Source organism: Mycobacterium sp., from assembly GCF_044370595.1.
GTDB lineage: Bacteria > Actinomycetota > Actinomycetes > Mycobacteriales > Mycobacteriaceae > Mycobacterium.
Genome location: NZ_JBILVF010000002.1, coordinates 17959 through 34113, shown reverse-complemented (window position 1 = coordinate 34113; position 16155 = coordinate 17959). Strand labels below are relative to the sequence as shown.

17 protein-coding genes are annotated in these 16155 nt (G+C 66.5%); 10 read left to right on the top strand and 7 right to left on the bottom strand.

Annotation, left to right across the window (positions count from 1 at the left end; all coding sequences use genetic code 11):
- Positions 1-5: 5 nt before the first annotated feature.
- The 3 genes from ADBZ5N_RS00675 to ADBZ5N_RS00665 are packed head-to-tail and all read right to left on the bottom strand — an operon-like array spanning position 6 to position 3099.
- Positions 6-725 (bottom strand): sirohydrochlorin chelatase, encoded by a 720-nt coding sequence (locus ADBZ5N_RS00675; RefSeq protein WP_526255556.1) that lies wholly within the window; start codon positions 723-725, stop codon positions 6-8.
- Positions 722-1414 (bottom strand): phosphoadenylyl-sulfate reductase, encoded by a 693-nt coding sequence (locus tag ADBZ5N_RS00670; RefSeq protein WP_526255555.1) that lies wholly within the window; start codon positions 1412-1414, stop codon positions 722-724. The genes ADBZ5N_RS00675 and ADBZ5N_RS00670 overlap by 4 nt, the downstream gene beginning before the upstream one ends.
- 29 nt (positions 1415-1443) lie before the next feature.
- Entirely contained in the window at positions 1444-3099 is a 1656-nt protein-coding gene (locus tag ADBZ5N_RS00665; RefSeq protein ID WP_526255554.1) for a nitrite/sulfite reductase, read from the bottom strand.
- Positions 3100-3372: 273 nt separating this feature from the next.
- Between ADBZ5N_RS00665 and hemW the strand changes: the two genes are divergently transcribed.
- On the top strand, positions 3373-4524 hold the full coding sequence (hemW, locus tag ADBZ5N_RS00660) for a radical SAM family heme chaperone HemW (RefSeq protein WP_526255553.1): 1152 nt from the start codon (positions 3373-3375) through the stop codon (positions 4522-4524).
- A gap of 116 nt (positions 4525-4640) precedes the next feature.
- On the opposite strand, the gene ADBZ5N_RS00655 is transcribed toward hemW, so the two are convergent.
- The gene (locus ADBZ5N_RS00655; RefSeq protein ID WP_526255552.1) at positions 4641-4874 is read right to left on the bottom strand and encodes a hypothetical protein; all 234 of its coding nucleotides are present in this window, start codon (positions 4872-4874) and stop codon (positions 4641-4643) included.
- Positions 4875-4938: 64 nt separating this feature from the next.
- Positions 4939-7062: a SulP family inorganic anion transporter gene (locus ADBZ5N_RS00650; RefSeq protein WP_526255551.1), complete on the bottom strand. Its 2124-nt coding sequence runs from the start codon at positions 7060-7062 to the stop codon at positions 4939-4941.
- 233 nt (positions 7063-7295) lie between these two features.
- On the opposite strand from ADBZ5N_RS00650, the gene ADBZ5N_RS00645 reads away from it, so the two are divergent.
- The 3 genes from ADBZ5N_RS00645 (at position 7296) to ADBZ5N_RS00635 (ending at position 9836) form a co-directional block, all read left to right on the top strand.
- Complete coding sequence (locus ADBZ5N_RS00645) at positions 7296-8066, top strand: response regulator transcription factor (protein WP_526255550.1); 771 nt, start codon at positions 7296-7298, stop codon at positions 8064-8066.
- Between the two features lie 77 nt (positions 8067-8143).
- Positions 8144-9502, top strand: coding sequence for a sensor histidine kinase (locus tag ADBZ5N_RS00640; protein WP_526255585.1), 1359 nt, complete (start codon positions 8144-8146; stop codon positions 9500-9502).
- A gap of 43 nt (positions 9503-9545) precedes the next feature.
- Positions 9546-9836 carry a DUF427 domain-containing protein gene (locus ADBZ5N_RS00635; protein ID WP_526255549.1) on the top strand — a complete coding sequence of 97 codons (291 nt, stop codon included), beginning with the start codon at positions 9546-9548 and terminating at the stop codon, positions 9834-9836.
- A gap of 83 nt (positions 9837-9919) precedes the next feature.
- Here the strand turns inward: ADBZ5N_RS00635 and ADBZ5N_RS00630 are convergent, their stop codons facing one another.
- Together ADBZ5N_RS00630 and ADBZ5N_RS00625 are read right to left on the bottom strand one after the other, a co-directional pair.
- The gene (locus ADBZ5N_RS00630; protein WP_526255548.1) at positions 9920-10183 is read right to left on the bottom strand and encodes a hypothetical protein; all 264 of its coding nucleotides are present in this window, start codon (positions 10181-10183) and stop codon (positions 9920-9922) included.
- Positions 10184-10433: 250 nt separating this feature from the next.
- Positions 10434-10682 carry a hypothetical protein gene (locus ADBZ5N_RS00625; RefSeq protein WP_526255547.1) on the bottom strand — a complete coding sequence of 83 codons (249 nt, stop codon included), beginning with the start codon at positions 10680-10682 and terminating at the stop codon, positions 10434-10436.
- 403 nt (positions 10683-11085) lie between these two features.
- On the opposite strand from ADBZ5N_RS00625, the gene ADBZ5N_RS00620 reads away from it, so the two are divergent.
- The 6 genes from ADBZ5N_RS00620 to ybeY all read left to right on the top strand — a co-directional run bounded on the left by ADBZ5N_RS00620 (position 11086) and on the right by ybeY (position 16151).
- Positions 11086-11358, top strand: coding sequence for a hypothetical protein (locus tag ADBZ5N_RS00620; protein WP_526255546.1), 273 nt, complete (start codon positions 11086-11088; stop codon positions 11356-11358).
- A 132-nt stretch (positions 11359-11490) separates the two neighbouring features.
- A complete protein-coding gene (gene hrcA / locus ADBZ5N_RS00615; protein ID WP_526255545.1) occupies positions 11491-12528 on the top strand; it encodes a heat-inducible transcriptional repressor HrcA in 1038 nt (345 codons plus the stop codon).
- A gap of 27 nt (positions 12529-12555) precedes the next feature.
- A complete protein-coding gene (gene dnaJ, locus ADBZ5N_RS00610) occupies positions 12556-13689 on the top strand; it encodes a molecular chaperone DnaJ (RefSeq protein WP_526255544.1) in 1134 nt (377 codons plus the stop codon).
- A gap of 12 nt (positions 13690-13701) precedes the next feature.
- Positions 13702-14448: a 16S rRNA (uracil(1498)-N(3))-methyltransferase gene (locus ADBZ5N_RS00605; protein ID WP_526255543.1), complete on the top strand. Its 747-nt coding sequence runs from the start codon at positions 13702-13704 to the stop codon at positions 14446-14448.
- Positions 14449-14600: 152 nt separating this feature from the next.
- Complete coding sequence (locus ADBZ5N_RS00600) at positions 14601-15611, top strand: PhoH family protein (RefSeq protein WP_526255542.1); 1011 nt, start codon at positions 14601-14603, stop codon at positions 15609-15611.
- A 9-nt stretch (positions 15612-15620) separates the two neighbouring features.
- Positions 15621-16151, top strand: coding sequence for an rRNA maturation RNase YbeY (ybeY, locus tag ADBZ5N_RS00595; RefSeq protein WP_526255541.1), 531 nt, complete (start codon positions 15621-15623; stop codon positions 16149-16151).
- Positions 16152-16155: the final 4 nt, after the last annotated feature.

The window sequence follows — 16155 nt, the reverse complement described above, 5'->3', positions numbered from 1 at the left end:
GCGTCCTAGGCGGCCAACCGCTGCGCGACAGCGTGGTCGAAGCGATCCAGCACAGTCTCGGCAACCAGGTGGTGGGCGCCGAGCGGGTCGGCCATCTCGACACCGGCCGTTTCCGCGATCGCGGTAACCCGGTCGGTGATCAGTCCCGGAGCGATGAACCACGGCGCCGCGACGATCCGGCCGGCACCGGCCTGGCGGAGAGCCTTGATGCCGTCGGCTACCGAAGGTTGCGGTCCGGTCGCATAGACGACCTCGACACCGGTCCACCGGGTGCCTTCGGCCAGTGCGCCGGCCAGGGTGGCGGTCCGGGCGTTTGCGGCGCTGTGCGACGACCCGACCGCCACCACCAGCACGCCGGTGCCGCTGTGGTGCGACTCGACCCCGCGCTGAGCAAGTCGTTCAGCCAGTACGCCGACCAACCGCGGATCTTCACCGAGGGTGTCGGCCTGCACCACATGGGCGCCGGACTCGGCGATCATCGCCGGAATGTCGACCCGCGCATGGTAGGCGCTGGCCAACAGCAGAGGCGTCACCACCGCCGGTCTGCCGCCCAGGCCGGCGAGGACGTCAAGCAGGTTCGGCTCGCTTTTCTCGCAGAACGCCACCCGGACATCCAACTGCGGCCGAAGCCGCCGGATCTCCTCGGCCACGGCGTGCGTGGTGGCCGAGGAGCGCGGGTCGGCGCTGCCGTGTGCGGTGAGAAGAAGCGACGGTGCCTGACTCACGATGCGTGCAACCCGCACTCGGTTTTGGTCAGACCTTGCCAGCGTCCACTGCGCGGGTCTGCGCCCTGCGCCGGTCTGGCGGTGCATGGAGCGCACCCGATCGACGGATAGCCCTCGTCCACAAGGGGATTGACCAAGATCCCGTGAGTCTCGATGTAGGTCTGCATATCCTCGTCAGTCCAGGCGGCCAGCGGATTGACCTTCACCAGCTTGAAAGCCTCGTCGAAGCTGATCAGCGGGGCCCCTGCCCGGGTGGGGGACTCCACCCGGCGGATCCCGGTCACCCAGGCTGCGTAGTTGCTCAGCGCCCGGCGCAGCGGGACGACTTTGCGCAGCCGGCAGCACTGTTCCGGATCGCGGGCGAACAGATCCTTGCCGAGCAGGTGGTCCTGTTGGGCCACAGTGTGTTCCGGCGTCACGTTCACCACCGTGATGTCGTGGACGGTTTGCACGGCGTCGCGGGTGCCGAGGGTTTCGGCGAAGTGATAGCCGGTGTCCAGGAACAGCACGTCGACCCCTGGGCGCACTCTGGCGGCCAGGTCCACCAGGACCCCGTCCTGCATGTTCGAGGCCACCACGTAGTTCGCGCCGAAGTGCCGGTCGGTCCACGCCAGCAGTTCCTCAGCGCCGGCACCGTCCAACTCGGCGGCACCGCGAGCGGCCAACTCGCGCAACTGATCGTCAGTCATCTGATCGCCTCGAGCGCTCGCCGCCCGGCTCATCGCAGGGCTTCCTCGTCGGCGCGCACCGCCCACTGGGCGAACCGTTCACCGGGTTCGCGCTGGGCGATGAAGTTGCGCACCACCCGCTCGATGTAGTCACCGAGTTCGGCGCTGAGGACCTTGTGCTGGCGGAGTTTGCGCCCGAAGTTGCTGTCCAGGCCCAGGCTGCCGCCGAGGTGGACCTGAAAACCTTCGACCGGACCGTCACCGTCGTCGACCATCTGACCCTTGAAGCCGATATCGGCCACCTGGATCCGCGCGCACGAGTTCGGGCAACCGTTGAGATGGACGGTGACCGGTACGTCGAGTTGGGCGTTGAGGTCGGCCAGTCGCTTCTCCAGGTCCGGTACCAGCGACTGGGCCCGGACGCGCGTTTCGGCGAAGGACAGTTTGCAGAATTCGATCCCGCTGCAGGCCATCAGATTCCGTCGCCACTGGGATGGAGTTGCCGACAGACCGAGTGCCGCCAGTCCGGCGATGAGTTCGTCGACCCGGTCGTCGGGAACGTCGAGGACGATCAGCTTCTGGTGCGGGGTGAACCGGATCCGGTCGGAGCCCACTCTTTCAGCCAGGTCGGCGACCGCGGTGAGGATCGTGCCCGAGACGCGGCCCGCGATCGCAGCCACCCCGACCGCGTTGAGTCCGTTGCGCAGCTTTTGCACACCGACATGGTCGATGGGGCGGACGACCGGATCCGGGGCAGGGCCGTCGATGAGGGGCCGCGTGAGGTACTCCTTTTCCAGGACCTCGCGGAACTTGACCGGCCCCCAGTCCTTGACGAGGAACTTCAGCCGGGCTTTGGACCGCAGCCTGCGGTAGCCATAGTCCCGGAATAGGCTCACAACGGCTTCCCACACGTCGGGCACCTCGTCCAGGGGTACCCATGCGCCCAGGCGCTGGGCCAGCATCGGGTTGGTGGACAGGCCCCCGCCCACCCACAGATCCAGGCCGGGCCCATGTTCGGGGTGGTTCACCCCGACGAAGGCCACGTCGTTGATCTCGTGCACGACGTCCTGCAGGCCGCTGATCGCGGTCTTGAATTTCCTTGGCAGGTTGGCGTATTCGGGCTTGCCGATGTAGCGGCGGACGATTTCGTCGATCGCCGGGGTGGCGTCGATGACCTCGTCGAGTGACTCGCCGGCCAGTGGTGAGCCCAACACCACCCGGGGGCAGTCGCCGCATGCCTCGGCGGTCTGCAGGCCGACACTCTCTAGCCGCCGCCAGATCTCCGGCATGTCCTCGATCCGGATCCAGTGGTACTGGACGTTCTGCCGGTCGGAGATGTCGGCGGTGTCGCGGGCGAACTCGGTCGAGATCTGGCCGAGCATCCGCAGCGACGCGGCGGTCAGCGCGCCGCCGTCGGTGCGGACCCGCAGCATGAAGTACGGCGCCTCGATCAGCTCGACGTTCTCTTCACCGGTGAAGGTGCCGTCGTAGCCCTCTTTGCGCTGGGTATACAGGCCCCACCAGCGCATCCGGCCGCGCAGATCGGTCTTGTCGATGCTGTCGAACCCCTGCTTGGAGTAGATCTCCTCGATGCGGGTCCGCACATTGAGCGCAGGGTCTTCCTTCTTGAACACCTCATTGGGGTTCAGCGGCTCATTGTCGCCGAGTGCCCACTGTCCCTCATTGCGGGGCTTGGCCTGGGTCATTGGTGCTCCTGGGATACGGAGCCGGAGATCGAGGGAAGCGTCCACCGTGGGGGTCCGGCGGCGCAGATCCGACGGCCGGCTGACGAGCAGGGGGACGGGTCTACGGCATCAAGCCGGACAACAACAGCTGCAGACTCGCATGAAGTCGACATGCCGCCGCGCCACCAGCGCGACTTTGCGCAGGGTAGAAGCGGTGGCGGACATGCCGACATTGTGTCACGGGCTGGTCAGGTTGCCCTAATCACCTCGGAGTGCTCTGGAACACTCGGGGGTGTGCTTCCAGAACTCGCCGTGACCCCGGGTCGCACCTTCGGGATCTATGTGCACGTACCGTTCTGCGCGACTCGCTGCGGGTACTGCGACTTCAACACCTACACCGCAGGTGAGCTGGGCGGCAGCACCCCGGACGGGTGGCTGGCGGCGCTGCAGATCGAACTGGCGATGGCCGCCGCCGCGGTCGGCGAGGTTCCCGTCGACACGGTGTTCGTCGGCGGTGGCACACCCTCGCTGCTGGGCGTGCAGCGACTCGCCGACGTGCTGGCTGCCGTGCGGGCCAACTTCTCGTTCTCGCCCGACGCAGAGGTCACCACCGAGGCCAACCCCGAATCGACCTCGCCGGAGTTCTTCGCCGCTGTCCGCGCGGCCGGATACACCCGGGTATCGCTGGGCATGCAATCGGCATCGGCGCGGGTGCTGGCCGTCCTGGACCGGACTCATTCACCGGGGCGGGCCGGTGCTGCGGCCCGCGAAGCGTTGGCGGCCGGCTTCGAGCACGTCAACCTCGATCTCATCTACGGCACGCCCGGGGAGTCCGACGATGATCTGCTCGCCTCGCTCGACGCCGCGCTGGCCACCGGGGTCGACCACGTCTCGGCGTACGCCCTCGTCGTCGAGGACGGCACCGCCCTGGCGCGGCGAGTACGCCGCGGTGAGATCCCAGCTCCCGACGATGACGTCCTGGCCGCCCGCTATCAGCTCATCGACCGGCAACTGAGCGCGGCCGGGTTCGGGTGGTACGAAGTGTCGAACTGGAGTCGGCCCGGCGGCCACTGTCGCCACAACGAGGGTTACTGGTCGGGCGGGCAGTGGTGGGGCGCCGGACCAGGAGCGCACGGTTTTATCGGCGATGTGCGGTGGTGGAACATCAAGCACCCCAGCGCCTATGCCGAGACGCTGACCAGCGGGCAGTCCGCGGCGGCCGGTTTTGAGCGGATCGGACCGCGCGAACGTCATATCGAGGACGTGCTGCTGGGAATCCGACTGCGCCGCGGACTGCCCGTCACGACGCTCAGCGGTACTGAACAACTGCGCGCCCGCCGGGCCGTCGCCGAGGGTCTGCTCGCTGCGGTCGGCGGCCGGTTGGTCCTGACCGACCGCGGCCGCTTGATGGCTGACGGGGTTGTCCGTGACCTGATCGACGACTGACCGGCCGCAACCGACTTGCCGCAAAAGTCAGGGCCGCGAGACGCCTGGCGGTCTGAAGCGTCTCGCGGCCCTAGCGCGGAGGGTTAGTCGAGGGTTAGTCGAGGGTTAGTCGAGGGTTAGTCGATGGCGAGCAGCGGTGATTGGCCCGGGGCGATCGAGAACGTGTGCAGATCGTTTCTGGGTTCGGCGTAGATCGAGGCGTGACCGGTGCGGGTGCACACCGCGGAGGTGCCCCGATCCGAGCAGTCCGGAGAGTTGGTGGCGCCGGCCACGGGTGCGGAGACAATCGCTGCCGCAGCGCCTGCCAGGAGCACCGGGGCGATGATCGTGAGACCGAGCTTCTTGGTCATGTCGAGTTCCTTTCTTTCAGGGCGGTGAAATCACCACCGGCGGTGGCGTTTTCGGTGGATCGCTCTATGTCTTAAGCGTAGGTGCGACTGGTTCGCCGGTCACGTCTCTCATAGAGAAGTCATATGTCAAATTCGCGAGGTGGCGTTCGTAATTAGGTGCGACTGTGACGGTCCGGTCCTCGGCCATGTCGTAGAACAGGCCCGACACCTCCAGCCGGCCCTGCTGATGCAAGTCGCGGACCAGCGGATGCCGGGCAATGATCTTGGCCTGTACCGCCACGTTGACGACGCTGAGCTGATCGGCGGCGTCCAGGCCGTGCCGGGCCGCACAGCGAGCCAGCGGATGGTTTCCGTTTCGGTATGCGGCCCGGGTGGTCTCGGTGTGAGCGAGCCAGGACTTGAGGGTGCGGTCGCTGACCGGCCGCTCGTCGGCGTTGAGCACGGTCCGCATAGCGCTGCAGCAGGAGTGGCCGCACACCACAATCTGCGACACCTTGAGTTCGGTCACGGCGTAGGCAATTGCGGCTTCGATCGAGGGATCGAATTGCCCTGCCGGAACAAGGTTTCCGACGTTCCGAACGATGTAGAGCCCACCGGGGTCGCTGCCCATGATGGCGTTGGGGAAGATCTTCGGGTCGGTACACGTGATGAACAGGGTGCTGGGCTGGTCGGTGCTGGATGATGACCGCTGCGGCAGGGTGTTCTGGCCCCCCGGCTGCTCCACGAACACCGTGCCGCCGGAGGCCTCGTGCTGACGCTTCCAGGCCTCAATGAACTCACGGGCGGCATGGTCGGTGAAGTTGACCGCCATCCGCATTCGTACCCGGCTGCCGCTCGGGACCGACGCCAGAGCCCGGTGCAGGCGCGGCAGCGACAGAAAGGTGCATGACCCCTCCAGATCGACCCGCCAGTCGCCGTCGGGGTCAGGCTCGGCTGCGACTCGGGCATTTGCCAGGCGCCACACCGTCATGAGGATCGCCATGGCGAGGCCCAGCAGCACCCCGTTGAGTAGATTCAGGAACACGACGCCGACGACGGTCACCAGGTACACCGCTATGTCACCGTTGCGCCAGGCGGTCGCGATGTGGGTGATCTTGACCAGTTGGACGCCGATCACCACCAACAGGCCGGCCAACGCGGCCATCGGGATCTTCTCGGCGAGCCAGGCGAACGGCAGGGCGAACACCAGCACCCACAGACCGTGCAGAATGCTCGAGGCGCGCGTCTTGGCGCCCGCGGCCACGTTGGCCGAGCTGCGCACGATGACCCCGGTGATCGGCAGCCCGCCGATCGAACCGGACACCATGTTCGCCGCGCCCTGGCCCACCAGTTCCCGGTCCAGATTGCTGCGGACACCGGTGTGCATGCGGTCGACGGCGACCGCGGTCAGCAGACTCTCCACACTGGCGATGAGGGCGACGGTGAGCACGCCAGCAGCGAATGCGCCCCAGTTCCCATCCGGCAGGCCGGGTAGCGCAATTGCATCCAGAAGCGAGCCGTCCAGGGCGATCTTGGGCACATTCGGGGCCAGTGCCAGGGCCGCGACGCTGGCGACGACGATGGCTACCAGCGGGCCGGGGACCTTGCGCAGTGCTGCCGGAACCCACCGCCAGGCCACCAGGATGGCGATCACCAGAAAGCCCAGAGCCATCCCGGCGAGATCGGCTTCGGCCAGATCCATCGGCAGGTCGATGACGTTGTGCCAGGCCGAACTGTGCGCCTCCCCGCCGAGCAGAACATGGATTTGCTGCAGGGCGATGGTGATGCCGATACCGGCTAGCATGGCGTGCACCACCATTGGCGAGATGGCCAGTGCTGCTCGTCCCACCTTGCTCAGGCCGAACAGAACCTGCAGTACGCCGGCGCAGACGGTGATCGCACAGGTGACTTTCCAGCCGAACTCAGCGATCAACCCCGCCACGATGACGGTAAGACCGGCGGCCGGTCCGCTCACCTGCAGGGGTGAGCCGCCGAGGGCGCCGGCGACCAAGCCGCCGACGATCGCGGCGATCAGGCCGGCCAACGCCGGTGCGCCCGAGGCGATTGCGATACCCAGCGACAACGGCAGCGCTACGAGGAAGACCACCAGCGAGGCGGGTACGTCGTAGCGCAGCACGGTTCGGGCTAGGTCTTTGGGGGACGGTGCCTCGGCACTTGCTGAGCCGAAAACCGTTGCGAGCGGGGCCATGTGATCGAGGGTAGGTATCCCCTATGAGCTCGCCAAGGATCGAAGGCAGACGCATAGAGAATCCATATTCAGTACTTTCATCTCGTAAATGTGACGTAATGATTACGGAGGGCAGCTCCCAAGGCTGCTCAGACTTAGGCTTATGAAAAAGGCGCTGCGAAGTAAAAATGAAGAAGATATGAAACCCATATGGGATCCATGACAGACCCAAGCACGACGCACACAATTGCACTATGACTACCATGGTGACTCCAAGAACTCAGCGCCAGCGCCCGGCGATTCTGGGCCAGCTTCCGCGGATCACCCGTGCCGACGGATCCCCGATTCGCGTGCTGCTGGTCGACGATGAGCCGGCGCTGACCAACCTGTTGAAGATGGCCCTGCACTATGAGGGCTGGCAGATCGAAGTGGCCCGGGACGGCCAAGAGGCGTTCGCCAAGTTCGCCGAGTTCGCCCCTGACCTGCTGGTGCTCGACATCATGCTGCCCGACACCGACGGCCTGCAGATCCTCAAGACGATTCGGGAGACCGAGGCCTACACCCCGACCCTGATGCTGACCGCCCGTGACTCGGTCCTCGATCGCGTCACCGGTCTGACGGCCGGCGCCGATGACTACCTGACCAAGCCCTTCAGCCTCGAGGAACTGGTCGCCCGGCTACGGGGTCTGCTGCGCCGGTCCAAAGCCATGGAAGCGCCCGAGGACGAGGTACTCACCGTTGGCGACCTCGTTCTCGACGGCGCCAGCCGGGAGGTCACCCGCGGCGGTGAGTCGATCTCCCTGACCGTCACCGAATTCGAGCTTCTGCGCTACCTCATGCGCAACCCGAAGCGGGCCATAAACCGTGCCGAGATCCTCGACCGGGTCTGGAACTATGGGTTCGGCGGCAAGTCCAGCGTCGTCGACCTCTATATTTCCTACCTGCGGCGCAAGATCGACACCGACAGGGAGCCCATGATTCACACGGTGCGCGGAGTCGGGTACATGCTGCGACCATCGCAGTGATCATCGACTGGTTGCGGCGGCGTTCGCTGCGCCGGCAACTAGTCATCGGTGTCTCCGCGATCGTCAGCGCCGCGCTGATGGGAACCGGAGCGGTCGCCATCCTGAGCCTGCGCAACGAGGTCGACACCCTCTCCGACGCCCAGGTGGAAAACTCCCTGTCGGCCTTCAAGTACTCCTACTCCAAGGCCCGGCGCGGTGAGCTGACCTTTCCCGGCCAAGCACCGGGCACCATCATCGTCCTGCTCAGCAACGGTTCGCCGGTGTTCGGCGCGAAGTTCAGCGACGGCGAACCGGTCCCGGCGCCGGCGCAGGCCCTGCAGGTCGTGCAGTCCCTCGACTGGAAAACCGGCGATGCGGTGACCGTCAGACTCGGCGACCTCGGGCCATACCGGGTGGGAAGTCGCGACATCGGCAACGGTGAGCGTCTGGTCTCGGCGGTGTCCCTGGAGGCTGCACACCGCACACTCACCCACAACACCCTGATCGTGGCGGGTTTGGTGCTGATAGCGCTGGTGGGGACCGCGGCCGGCACGGTCATGGTTGTCCAGCATGCCCTGCGGCCGTTGCGCCGCGTCGCCGCCATCGCCGGTCAGGTGGCGACGCTGCCGTTGGACGCCGATGAGTACCGCATCACCGCGCGGGTGGCCGAGATGGATACCGACCGGGAGACCGAGGTGGGCGTTCTCGGCACCACCCTCAATCGGATGCTGGACAACGTCGACGCGGCTCTGACCGGGATGGCCGATTCCGACCGGCGGATGAAGCAGTTCCTGACCGACGCCAGCCATGAGTTGCGCACCCCGCTGGCGTCCATCCTGGGGTACGCCGAACTGACCCGGCAGGAGAGCGAGATGCTGCCGCCGATGACCGAGTACGCACTGGAACGTATCGAGGCCGAATCTCGGCGGATGTCCACACTGGTGTCCGATCTGCTGCTGCTATCCCGCCTCGATGAGGGTCAGGATCTGCAGCTTGAGGATCTGGACCTGTGCGATCTGGCCGCCGACGCCGTCAACGACGCCATCGTCACCGCACCCGGTCACGACTTCGTCACCGATCTGCCCAACCGTGCGATATGGGTCCGCGGTGACCGGGTGCGGCTGCAGCAACTGCTGGCCAATCTGCTGGCCAACGCCCGGATCCACACCCCGGAAGGCGTAACCGTCACGGTGGGGGTGTCTGTGGCGGGACCCGATACGGTTAGGCTGACCGTCGCCGATGACGGGCCCGGGATCCCGGCGGCGATCATGCCGAACCTGTTCGGCAGGTTTGTGCGTGCCGATAAGGCGCGATCCCGGGAATTGGGTTCCAGTGGACTCGGTTTGGCGATCGTCGCATCGATCGTCGATGCGCACGGGGGCACCGTGGTCGTTGACTCGGTGCCGGGTCACACCGAATTCACGGTGCTGCTGCCCGCCGCCCCCGGCAGCACCTGATTCATCAGTTACTGTGCCCATCATTGAGAAAGAAGGTCGAGTCGTGATCCGAGCGGTGTGGAACGATGCAGTGCTGGCTGAGGCAGCCGAGACTGTGAAACTCGAAGGCAACGACTACTTTCCAGCCGATAGCCTGCGGCGGGAATTCCTCAGCGACAGCACAACCACCACGGTGTGCCCGTGGAAGGGAACTGCGCACTACTACACCGTGACCGTGGAAGGTGAGGTGAACCCAGACGCCGCGTGGTACTACCCGAAACCGAGTTCGCGCGCCCAGCAGATCGCCGATCACGTCGCCTTCTGGAAGGGCGTTCGGATCGAACGGGACGTTTAGGCACACGCTAGGCACCCAAAAAGTAGGGCCGCGAGGCGCTCGGCGGTCTGGAGCGTCCTCGCGGCCCTACTGGGCGGGGATGGTTAGTCCATGGCAAAGATCGGCGGTATCGGGCCGGCGCCGAAGGGGTTGCCGCCCGGTGCGAACGTCAGCGATTGCCGGTCGACGTTCGGTGTCGCGACGATCGCTGCGTGTCCGCTGCGGGTGCACACCGAAGCGACGCCGTTGTCGTCGCAGCTCGCCGAGGTGGTGGCGCCGGCGGCCGGTGCAAAGAGGATCGCTGCCGCGGCGGCCCCCGCCAGGAAGACCGGGGCGAGAATCTTGGTAGCCAATGTGTTGGTAGCCATGGTGTTTCCTTTCTCTGTGGGCGGTGAAACCCTCACCCGCTGTGTTGGTTTCGGCTTGCTCGCCCTGTGCTTTCAGCCTAGGTAGGGCTCCCGGGGGAGTCACGCCCTTCATAGCAAAGACATATCTTTTCATGATGTGTGATTCGCTATTTGCAGATGATCCAGGCCGGCCGCGTCGGCTCGACCAAAAGTAGGGCCGCGAGGCGCTCGGCGGTCTGGAGCGTCCTCGCGGCCCTACTGGGCGGGGTGGTTAGTCCAAGGCGAAGATCGGCGGCATCGGGCCGGCGCCGAAGGGGTTGCCGCCCGGGGCGAACATGAGCGATTGCCGGTCGACGTTCGGTGTCGCGACGATCGCGGCGTGTCCGCTGCGGGTGCACACCGAGGCGATGCCGTTGTCGTCGCAGCTCGCCGAGGTGGTGGCGCCGGCGGCCGGTGCAAAGAGGATCGTTGCCGCGGCGGCCCCCGCCAGGAAGACCGGGGCGAGAATCTTGGTAGCCATTGTTGTCCCTTTCTCTGTGGGCGGTGAAACCCCCACCCGCTGTGTTGGTTTCGGCTTGCTCGCCCTGTGCCCTCAGCCTAGGTAGGTACGGCGGGGCAGTCACGAACTTCATGCCAAACACATATTTGAATTCACGATCACTGATTTGCCAATAAAGGATGAGATGAGGCGGGGCGCTGTTCGGCGCTGCACTTGGAGGAGCTGTTCACGGCCGGAACACGTTGTTTCCGTAGCGCGTTCGTTGATCGGCTCACGCGGCGTCGATTGGTTTCGGCCACGAATTGTGTGACAACGGTATGAAGTTCGTGAATCTGAATTCGTAAGTAGTTACCGTGATTGATGAGGCCCTGCGGGACCAAAACGTCTCAGCCCGTAGAGCTTCCGACACGAAAGGAAGCCGACCATGACCGTCCACACGAGCGCCAGCAGATCGAAGTCCCTCTTCCTGGCCCCCTTCGTCGCCGCGGTTGCCGCCGCGGCGGCCATCATCGCGGCGCCCACTGCCGGCGCGGTTCAGTGCCGCGACAGCGGCGGGGCCAAGATGTGTCAGAGGCCGGGCCATGCCTCGATGCACGCCAAGCCCACGCCGCGCAACCCCACGGGCTCACTGTTCAGCAACGCCTGGCTGCCCGGCTACGGCCGCGGTCACCTGCCACCGCTGTTGGCTCTGGACTAAGCGCCCTCTGGATGGCCGGATCGGTGCCTGCGCCCGGTCCGGTCCATTCACGCGGCGTGGCACTCCGCGGGCTTGTCTGCTAAACCTGCTGCTGAACACACGTAAAATGGCAGCGGATTGGGAGGTGGGCCGATGGGAAGTGCCGATGACCGCCGCTTCGAGGTGCTGCGCGCCATCGTCGCCGACTTCGTCACCACCAAAGAGCCGATCGGCTCCAAAGCGCTGGTGGAGCGGCACAACCTCGGAGTCTCCAGCGCCACGGTCCGTAACGATATGGCGGTGTTGGAGGCCGAGGGCTACATCGCCCAGCCCCACACCAGTTCCGGCCGGGTGCCGACCGAGAAGGGTTACCGGGAGTTCGTCAACCGGATTCACGACGTCAAGCCGCTCTCGTCCCCGGAGCGACGCGCCATCCTGTCCTTCCTGGAATCCGGCGTCGACCTCGACGACGTGCTGCGGCGGGCGGTTCGACTGCTGGCGCAACTGACCCGCCAGGTGGCGGTGGTGCAGTACCCCACGCTGTCCGCCTCCACGGTGCGCCACCTCGAGGTGGTCGCCCTGACCCCGGCGCGGCTGCTGATGGTGGTGATCACCGACTCCGGCCGGGTCGACCAGCGAATCGTCGAACTCGGCGACACCATCGACGAGCATCAGGTGGGCCAACTTCGTGAAATGCTCGCCAAGGCGCTGGAGGGCAAGAAGCTCTCCGCCGCGTCGGTGGCGGTCGCCGATCTGGCCAGACAGCTCAGCTCGGCGGGAAAGCTGGGCGATGCGGTCGGCCGCTCCGCGACGGTGCTGTTGGAGTCCCTCGTCGAGCACACCGAAGAGCGACTGTTGATGGGTGGCACCGCCAATCTCACCCGCAATACCGCCGACTTCGGCGGGTCGCTGCGGTCGGTGCTCGAGGCGCTCGAAGAGCAGGTGGTGGTTCTTCGGCTGCTTGCCGCCCAGCAGGAGGCCGGCAAGGTGACGGTGCGCATCGGCCACGAGACCGAGGCTGAACAGATGGCCGGCACCTCGGTGGTGACCGCCGCCTACGGCAGTGCGGGAACGGTCTTCGGCGGCATGGGTGTGGTGGGGCCCACCCGGATGGACTATCCCGGGACGATGGCCAACGTCGCGGCGGTTGCAATGTATATCGGTGAAGTCCTGGGCAGCCGCGCTGGCTGACAGCAGCGCAGACGAAAGAGGTCAGACGTGGCACGCGACTATTACGGACTGCTCGGGGTGAGCAGGAACGCCAGTGATGCGGACATCAAGCGCGCCTATCGCAAACTGGCCCGCGAACTTCACCCCGACATCAACCCCGACGAGGGGGAGCGGTTCAAGGAGATCAGCGCCGCCTACGAGGTGTTGTCCGACCCCGAGAAGCGGCGCATCGTCGATCTCGGCGGTGACCCGCTGTCCAGTGCCGGCGGCGGCGGGTTCGCCGGGTTCGGCGGATTGGGCGACGTCTTCGAGGCGTTCTTCGGTGGGGGCGGCGGCTCACGCGGGCCGATCGGGCGGGTCCGGCCGGGATCGGATTCGCTGTTGCGGATGCGGTTGACCCTCGATGACTGCGCCACCGGAGTCACCAAGGCGGTCACCGTCGACACCGCGGTGCTGTGCGACCTATGTCAGGGCAAGGGCACCCACGGCAACTCCACCCCGGTCACCTGCGACATCTGCGGCGGCCGGGGTGAGGTGCAGACCGTCCAGCGGTCGCTGCTCGGGCAGGTCATGACCTCCCGCGCCTGCCCGACCTGCGGTGGGGTCGGCGATGTGATTCCCGACCCGTGCCACCGCTGCGGCGGGGACGGCCGCGTGCGCGCCCGCCGCGAGATCAGCGTCAAGATCCCGCCCGGTGTCGGCGACGGGATGCGGGTCCGCCTGGCCGCGCAGGGCGAGGTCGGGCCCGGCGGAGGTCCGGCCGGTGACCTGTACGTCGAAGTGCATGAGCAACCGCACGACATCTTCATCCGCGACGGTGAGGATCTGCGCTGCACCATCGATGTTCCGATGGTCGACGCGGCACTGGGCACCACCGTCACCGTCGAGGACATTCTGGACGGCGCCATCGAGATCACCATCCCGCCCGGAACCCAGCCCGGGTCGGTGACGACGCTGCGCGGGCACGGCATGCCGCGACTGCGCTCCGAAGCCCGCGGCGATCTGCACGCCCACATCGAGGTGGTCGTGCCCACCAAGATCGACGCCGGGGCGCGGGAGTTGCTCACCGAGTTCAGGAGCCGCAGCACCGAACGCGCCGGCGTGCGGAGCACCCGCGCGGCGGCACCGACGTCCGGGGGTGGGTTGTTCAGCCGGCTGCGGGAAACCTTCACCGGCCGCTGACGGGCTGGCCTCATGGCGGCGACCCTTTTCTACGCCGACACCATCCCGGGCGTCGGTGCGACCGCCGTTCTCGACGGTGACGAGGGCCACCACGCCGCCACGGTGCGCCGCATCCGGCCCGGGGAGACCCTCGTCCTCTCCGACGGGTCCGGAACGCTGGCCGAGTGCGTGGTGGAGAACGCCGACAAGCACAGCCTGACCGCGCGGGTCACGGCCCGCCGAACAGCACCGCAGCCCCGTCCGACGGTGACGGTGGTGCAGGCGATCCCCAAGGCCGAGCGTTCCGAGCTGGCCGTCGAACTGGCCACCGAAGCCGGGGCCGACGACTTCGTGGCCTGGCAGGCCGACCGGTGCGTGGCCCGCTGGGACGGCGAGCGCGCCGCCAAGGGTCTGCGCCGCTGGCGTGCGGTTGTCCGGTCTGCGGCGCGGCAATCACGCCGAGCGTGGATACCGGAAGTCACCGGGCCGCTGTCCACCGCCGAGTTGTGCGGCTATCTGAGCAGCCGGCCCGCGGCGGTGGCGCTGCTGTTGCACGAATCGGCCGGACTTCCACTGGCCGAAGTGTCCGTGGCGCAGGCGGACTCGCTGGTGCTGATGGTGGGGCCCGAAGGCGGCATCAGCGACGCCGAGGTGGCCGCGTTGGCCGCGGCCGGTGCCGTGCCGGTCCGGCTGGGGCCCACGGTGCTGCGCACCTCCACGGCGGCCGTGGTGGCGCTGGGGGCCTTGGGTGTGCTGACCGCGCGGTGGTCGGTGGACTGACCGCCCGCCGGCCGCCGAGATTGCGTCCCTGCGGTCGCTGGCCCGCCTTTTGCCTGCGTGAGGTCAATCTCGCGCTGCTCGCGCCCGGGGCGGCGTTAGAATCGCAGCACACCGGAAGAGTCGGAGAGTGGAGAAAGAGGCACCGAAAGCACGTGACGCCCCGCGAAACGAGCACTGCCGCGAAGATACGCAGCAGCATGACTGTTCCGCCCGACCTTGTCATGGGCTTACTGGGCTCCGCCGACGAGAACCTGCGTGCGCTGGAGGCGAACCTCTCTGCCGAGGTGCATGTCCGCGGCAACACCGTCAACCTGTCCGGGTCCTCGGCCGACGTCGCCCTGGCCGAACGGGTGATCTCCGAACTCATCGCGATCGTGGCCGGTGGCCAGGCACTGTCGGCCGACACGGTCCGGCGCAGCGTGGCGATGGTGGCCGGAGAGGAGAACACCTCACCGGCCGAAGTGCTGACACTGGACATTCTGTCCCGGCGTGGCAAGACCATTCGGCCCAAGACGCTCAACCAGAAGCGCTATGTCGATGCCATTGACGCCAACACCGTGGTGTTCGGTATCGGGCCAGCCGGCACCGGCAAGACCTACCTGGCGATGGCGAAAGCCGTTCAGGCGCTGCAGAGCAAGCAGGTGACCCGGATCATCCTGACCCGGCCCGCCGTGGAAGCCGGTGAGCGCCTTGGCTTTCTGCCCGGCACGCTGAGCGAGAAAATCGATCCCTACCTGCGGCCGTTGTACGACGCTTTGCACGACATGATGGATGCCGAGGCGATCCCGAAGCTGATGAGCGCCGGGGTAATCGAGGTGGCGCCGTTGGCATACATGCGCGGCCGCACGTTGAACGACTCCTTCATCATCCTCGACGAGGCGCAGAACACCACCGCCGAACAGATGAAGATGTTCCTGACCCGGCTGGGGTTCGGATCGAAAATTGTTGTTACGGGCGACATCACGCAAGTCGACCTACCTGGCGGCGCGCGTTCCGGCCTGCGCGCGGCCATGGACATCCTTGACGGGATTGACGATATCCACTTCGCCGAGCTCACCAGTGTCGACGTGGTGCGCCATCGGCTGGTGTCCGACATCGTCGACGCCTACGCCAGAGCCACTGAACAGCACGGGCTCAACCGGGCGCAGCGGCGGCGGCAGTAGGAATCACCCATGATTGAGGTCTCCAACGAATCGGGTATCGACGTATCCGAAGAAGAGTTGATCAGCGTCGCGCGCTTCGTCATCCGCAAGATGAACGTCAACCCGGCCGCCGAACTGTCCATGGTGCTGCTGGATCTAGCTGCGATGGCCGATCTGCACATGCGGTGGATGGACCTGCCCGGTCCGACCGACGTGATGAGTTTCCCGATGGACGAACTCGAGCCCGGCGGCCGTCCGGACGCTCCGGAGCCCGGTCCGTCGATGCTGGGCGATATCGTGCTGTGTCCGCAGTTCGCGGCCGAGCAGGCCGTCGCGGCGGGTCACAGCCTGGGTCAGGAACTGGCTCTGCTCACAGTGCACGGTGTGCTGCATCTGCTGGGCTACGATCACGCCGAACCGGACGAGGAGAAGGAGATGTTCGCACTGCAGCGCCGACTCCTCGAGGAGTGGGTGGCCGATCAGGTCGACGCGTATCACCAGGACAGGCAGGCCGAACGTGATCGGCGACTGCTGGACAAGACCCGGCATTTCGACCGTTGACCGG

Bases quoted from the DNA above. Each gene is read 5' to 3' on its own strand.
- ADBZ5N_RS00645 (WP_526255550.1), top strand. From the start codon at position 7,296: ATGACTACCATGGTGACTCCAAGAACTCAGCGCCAGCGCCCGGCGATT.
- hrcA (WP_526255545.1), top strand. From the start codon at position 11,491: ATGGGAAGTGCCGATGACCGCCGCTTCGAGGTGCTGCGCGCCATCGTC.
- ADBZ5N_RS00625 (WP_526255547.1), bottom strand. From the start codon at position 10,682: ATGGCTACCAAGATTCTCGCCCCGGTCTTCCTGGCGGGGGCCGCCGCG.
- ADBZ5N_RS00650 (WP_526255551.1), bottom strand. From the start codon at position 7,062: ATGGCCCCGCTCGCAACGGTTTTCGGCTCAGCAAGTGCCGAGGCACCG.
- ADBZ5N_RS00620 (WP_526255546.1), top strand. From the start codon at position 11,086: ATGACCGTCCACACGAGCGCCAGCAGATCGAAGTCCCTCTTCCTGGCC.
- ADBZ5N_RS00630 (WP_526255548.1), bottom strand. From the start codon at position 10,183: ATGGCTACCAACACATTGGCTACCAAGATTCTCGCCCCGGTCTTCCTG.
- ybeY (WP_526255541.1), top strand. From the start codon at position 15,621: ATGATTGAGGTCTCCAACGAATCGGGTATCGACGTATCCGAAGAAGAG.
- ADBZ5N_RS00655 (WP_526255552.1), bottom strand. From the start codon at position 4,874: ATGACCAAGAAGCTCGGTCTCACGATCATCGCCCCGGTGCTCCTGGCA.
- ADBZ5N_RS00665 (WP_526255554.1), bottom strand. From the start codon at position 3,099: ATGACCCAGGCCAAGCCCCGCAATGAGGGACAGTGGGCACTCGGCGAC.
- ADBZ5N_RS00670 (WP_526255555.1), bottom strand. From the start codon at position 1,414: ATGACTGACGATCAGTTGCGCGAGTTGGCCGCTCGCGGTGCCGCCGAG.
- ADBZ5N_RS00605 (WP_526255543.1), top strand. From the start codon at position 13,702: ATGGCGGCGACCCTTTTCTACGCCGACACCATCCCGGGCGTCGGTGCG.
- ADBZ5N_RS00640 (WP_526255585.1), top strand. From the start codon at position 8,144: ATGGGAACCGGAGCGGTCGCCATCCTGAGCCTGCGCAACGAGGTCGAC.